The sequence below is a fragment of the Fibrobacter sp. UBA4309 genome, from assembly GCF_002395745.1.
Taxonomy (GTDB): domain Bacteria; phylum Fibrobacterota; class Fibrobacteria; order Fibrobacterales; family Fibrobacteraceae; genus Fibrobacter.
The window spans coordinates 1-5,614 of the sequence record NZ_DGUN01000006.1 but is presented as its reverse complement, the minus strand read 5'-3'; the positions used below and the strand labels follow the sequence as shown (position 1 = coordinate 5,614).

3 protein-coding genes are annotated in these 5,614 nt (G+C 53.1%); all 3 read left to right on the top strand.

The genetic code is table 11. The annotated features are described in order from the left end of the window. A partial coding sequence (locus tag B3M32_RS00740; RefSeq protein WP_290742405.1) for an FISUMP domain-containing protein occupies positions 1 to 3,029 on the top strand: 3,029 nt, incomplete at its 5' end. Between the two features lie 361 nt (positions 3,030 to 3,390). Beyond that, entirely contained in the window at positions 3,391 to 3,663 is a 273-nt protein-coding gene (gene rpsO / locus B3M32_RS00735) for a 30S ribosomal protein S15 (RefSeq protein WP_290742402.1), read from the top strand. Between the two features lie 21 nt (positions 3,664 to 3,684). Next, positions 3,685 to 5,614: polyribonucleotide nucleotidyltransferase (gene pnp / locus B3M32_RS00730; RefSeq protein ID WP_290742399.1), on the top strand; the 1,930-nt coding region annotated here is incomplete at its 3' end.

Genomic DNA, 5,614 nt, shown 5'->3' with positions numbered 1-5,614 from the left:
CGGGCGATTCCGGCGCCTACAAGGTCGAAAAGATCGTGCTCCCGAGCCAGTTCGCCCTGGTGCAGGTCTCCGGATTCTACGCGAACGAAATCTCGGGCAAGAACACGAGCGGTACCAAGACTACGCTCAACGCCGTCGTGGACCTCTCCGCGGGCAAGAACGTGAAGGCTAACGTGAACCTCTTTACCGAGCTGGAATATGCCCGCGTCAAGCATTTGGTGACGGCCGAAAAATTCAACGTCCCCGCCGCCAAGAAACGCGCGACCAAGGAACTCCTTGCCGTTTTCGGTGCCAAGGCCGGCGACGACCTCACGGCGACTTCGCTCTCCCTTGCCGACACGGGTGCTGCCGGGACAGCGATGCTCGCGGCCTCCATCCTCTTGCAGGGCGACCTGAGCGCAAGCAAGTTCGGGCTCCGCCTAGGGGACGTTGGCGACCTGTTCGCCTCGACCGGTTCCCTGGACAGCGATACGCTCCGTGCCGCCCTCGCCGACTGGGCAAGCAGGGTGGACAGTACGAACAATTTTGCGGCTATCCGCGCGAATGTCAAGAACATGAAACTCGTCGCGACCGTTCCGGATTTCGAAAGCATCCTCTACACTTTCTGGACGGGCGTATACAAGCTCGGTGCCTGCACCGACAGCCTCGAGGAAACCATCAAGAAGAACGAGAATAAGCATAGCGACAACTACGGAGTGGGCTACGCCTGTACGAGCAAGCGCTGGCACAAGGCGACCGCCCTCGACACGGAGCTCGGCCTCTGCACTGCGAAGATGGAAGGCTCCTTCAAGGAGTACAAGGGTGGCAAGTCGACCGAATACTACGTATGCCGTACCGGCACATGGCAAAAGATTACCGAGACGCAGTTCGAACTCAAGGAATGTTCCGAAAAGCGCGAGAATGAATACATCAAGGCCAAGTCCGGCGAGTATTTCGTCTGTAGCGGCAAACAGTGGATTGAACTGGACGCCGTCACCTACGAACTCAAGCTTTGCACCGAAGACCGCAACATGGAGCTTGGCAAGACCGGGAAATCCGGCAGCTACGTATGCGAATGGGACGGCAAGAACGGCAACTGGCGCAAGGCAAGTGACGCGGACGTTGAACTGGGTGTTTGCGGAACCGAGTCCGTGACTGCCGGTAAAATTTACAAGACCAAAGGCGGAGACTATTACTTGTGCGCATCGGGTGAGTGGAAAAAATCGGACCAGCTGTCTTACGAACTCCAGGATGCCGGCGAGTGCTCCGCCGAAAAGAACCTGACGACTTTCGAAACGGAAAATATCGGGCTCTATGTATGCGACAACAAGGAATGGCGCAAGGCTACCTCGTTAGAAGCAGACCTCGGAGTGTGTGGCGCTACTGAATATCCTAAGGGATCTTTCAAACAGAAGGGCGGAAAATACTACGTCTGCAAGAATGAATGGAAAGAAACGGATGCAGTTTCCTTTGAACTTGAGGCGGAATGCACCCAGGACAGTGTTTTCAAGAAGTCGGATGCGGGCAAGTATTATGTTTGCATGGATGGAGAGTGGCAGACCACCAATGAATTGACTTATACTCTAGGTTATTGTACGACTTCTAATGCGGGCTACATGAAAGCGGCCATGGATAAGTACTGGTACTGCAAAGATTTGAATTGGGAAGAGATTGACAGGGGAACCTATTCAACAGGGAGGTTCTGTAATAAGGACATTGATTCCACTCTGGTGGAAGGATTTGCCTGTGTCCATACGGGCTCGGGCAGCAGTGCTGTTTATAGCTGGAGGGAAGAGACTGCGGGAGAAATGGCGAACAACGCCTTCTGTAGGCCAGGATTGAATGATAATGTGGTCCATGAAGGCTATGTGTGTGAATTGAATGGCTCCGTTTATGCTTGGCGAACTGCCACGACGGCCGAGAATATTACCGGAAAAGTTTGCATTTACGCGAATAAGGGCGTGAATGGTAACTATGCTTGTGATAATAGTAGCGGCTCGTATGCCTGGAGGAATGCGACGACTTTTGAAAAGGCTGTCGGTTTTTTGTGTGAATCAAGTAAGTCGGGAATCCACGGCAACTATGCATGTGATTATGACGGCTCAAAATACCAGTGGAGAAATGCTACTGCGGCAGAAATTGCGACGGGGAGTTTTTGCGTAAAAAATTTTAATACAAGAATAGTAAATGGCTATGTTTGTCAATACGGCAATACGAATTGGAGAACTGCTGATCCAGTTGAGTTGGAAACGGGCAAAGTCTGTGGAAAACTTAGCAGAAACGATAATGGTGCTGTTACGGAAACTAATAATATCCTGTATTCAGGGAAATATGTTTGTTCTGCACACACTAGTACTAGTAGCTGTCTGTCAAATAAAATAAATGGTTATTGCTGGCGTAATGCAATGGCTATGGAGAAAACGTTGAATACACCTTGCGAAACTAGGAAAAATTATGAGCGATTCGGCAAGTATAGCGGCGACATGTACCGCTGTGTAGATACCACGGCTCATACGTGGTCAAAACATGGTTATGCGACTATGACCGATACCCGTGATAACAACACGTATCGCATAGTGGATGTCAATGATGATACGGTGATGGTTGATAACCTGCGTTACCGCCATGATAATGATTCCAGCTCGAACTGGACGTGTTACCAGAATAAGATTGCAAATTGTAACAATTATGGAGTCCTATATACTTGGACTGCGGCGGCAGGACAGCCACAGGTATATCTCGATAGTTATCTAGATTTGAGCAATGTCGTTAATCAGGGGGCCTGCCCCGCTGGGTGGCATGAACCGACATCTAGCGAAGACGACTGGGTGTTCAAAGAAATGAATGAAAAAGGATTGCTTCCTGAAGACGTTTTCGGTCGCTATGTAGGAAACAAGTATGAAGAAGCCCCCTGTTGGTGGTCTGCCACAAATAATATTACCGATGCGGCTTGCTTTATGAATGCGGACTTGACGAATACCAATGGTAAGTATGATAAGATCAGCAAAAGGTCGTACGCATACCTCCGCTGCATCAAGAACAGACAGTAAAAATCACCCTAAAACATTCTTTCCCGATGGAGTCCGGTATGGATTTGCTAAAAAAAACAGGCGTCGTGGCAGGTGTGCTGCTCGCGGCTCTTACCAGCTTCGCTTTGACTGGTTCCATCAAAAATGATTCCCTCCTTGCGTATTCAATCAGTTGCGTACTAACCACTGACCACTAATTATCTATATTGGCGCTCTTTCACGCAAGCGTGGTTGTCGCGACGCTCGCCTTTTGTTATATTTTCCGCCAAATTGCATTTTTGACTGGGTCCTGTGACCAGATTCGCCAATTCCACTGGTGCAAGAGCAGGGAAACTCGGACAAAAACATGTAATGAAACAACAAACAAAAAGGAATGGCTATAATGGCTACTATCACTAAAGAAAAAGCAGCAGAACTCACCGCCAAGTTTGGCGCAAACGAAAAGGATACCGGAAACGTCCGCGTCCAGATCGCAATTCTCACTGAAAAAATCAAGAACCTGACCGAACACATCAAGAGCCACAAGAAGGACTTCCACTCCCTGCGCGGTCTGTCCGCCATGGTTGCTAAGCGCAAGAACCTCATCAAGTACTACAGCAACGTCGATATCCTCGCTGCCCGTGCTCTTGTCAAGGAACTCGGTCTCCGCGGCTAATCTGCGGACTGGAGATAATCTATGTCTATTGACGCATACCATCAGAAATACGGCAAGATGCTCGACCCGAAGGAAGTGTCGGTTACGCTCCCTGACGGCCGCGTCATCACGTTCGAAACGGGCCGTATTGCCAAGCAGGCACGCGGTGCCGCAGTCGCCAAGATGGGCGACGCGTTCGTGCTCTCTACTGTCTGCTACGGCGAAGAGAAGGAAGGCGATTTCTTCCCGCTGACCGTCGAATACCGCGAAAAGGCCTACGCTGCCGGTCGCCTCCCGGGCGGCTACAACAAGCGCGAAGCCGGTCGCCCCTCCGACGAGGAAACTCTCTCTGCCCGTATCATCGACCGCCCGATTCGCCCGATGTTCCCCGAGAACTTCACGCGCGAAGTCCAGGTGATTGTGCAGGTTCTTTCTGCTGACCGCAAGTTTGCACCGGATGTGCTCGGCGTGTCTGCAGCTTCCCTCTCCATCGGTCTTTCCGAACTGCCCTTCGAACAGCAGGTTGCCGCCGTGCGCGTGGCCGTGGTCGATGGTCAGAACATCGTGATGCCCACCTACGAACAGATGGCCTGCGCCGATCTGGACCTGGTGGTCGCCGGTACCGAAGATTCCGTCTGCATGGTGGAAGGCGGTGCCTACGAAGTGTCCGAAGACACGATGATCAACGCAATTCTCGCCGGTCACGAAGCCATCAAGCTCATGTGCAAGGCCCAACAGGAACTGGTGGACCGCTGCGCTAAGCCGAAGATGGAACTCAAGCCGCAGCACGTTGGCGAAGCCCACGAAAAGCTTCTCGCCACGGTGAAGGAAGTCGTGTGGGACGAACTGAACAAGGACGTCCACTCCAACATGGTGAAGACCGACTTCTATCCGGCTATGGCAGACCTCTGTGCGAAGATGCTCGAAGACGAACGCATTCTCGCTATCATCGGCAAGGACGAAGAACAGGATCCTGCTCTCGTTGCAGACGCGAAGGCAATCTTCAGCGACTACGAACGCACTGCCATGCGCGAAATGATCCTGAACGAAGACGTGCGCCTCGACGGCCGTACTACGACCGAAGTCCGCCCGATCGAAATCGAACTCGGCGTTCTCCCGAGCGCTCACGGTTCTGCGATCTTCCAGCGTGGCGAAACCCAGGGTCTCGTTGTCTGCACGCTCGGCTCCAAGGCCGACGAACAGCGCTACGAAAGCCTGCAGGGCGAAGGCTCCAAGAGCTACATGCTGCATTACAACTTCCCGCCGTACTGCGTGGGTGAATGCAAGCGCCTCGGCATGAGCCGCCGCGAAATCGGTCACGGCCACCTTGCCGAACGTTCTCTCGCTGCCGTTCTTCCGCTGCCGGAAGACTTCCCGTACACCATCCGCGTGGTTTCCGAAATTCAGGAATCCAACGGTTCTTCTTCCATGGCCTCTGTTTGCGGTGGCTGCCTCAGCTTGATGGACGCTGGCGTTCCTATCAAGGCTCCGGTCGCAGGTGTCGCCATGGGCCTCATCTCCGAAAAGGGTTCCGTCAAGGAAGGCGGCAAGATCAAGATCTTGACCGACATCACCGGTACGGAAGACCACCTCGGCGATATGGACTTCAAGGTGACGGGTACTGCCGAAGGTATCACTGCCTTCCAGATGGATATCAAGATCCGCGGCATTACGCCGGAACTCATGCGCGAAGCTCTGGAACAGGCTCGTCAGGGCCGTCTGCACATTCTCGGCAAGATGGCTGAGCTGGGCCTCGCCGCTCCGCGTCCGAAGGTTTCCGAGAAGGCTCCGACCATGATCAAGATGCGCATCCCGACCAACAAGATTCGCGACGTCATCGGTTCCGGTGGCTCCGTGATCAAGGGCATGCAGTCTCAGACGGGTTGCACCATCAACATCGACGACGATGGCAACATCGACATTGCCGCCCCGAGTGGCAAGGCCGCAGCAGTCTGCCGCCGCATGATCGAAG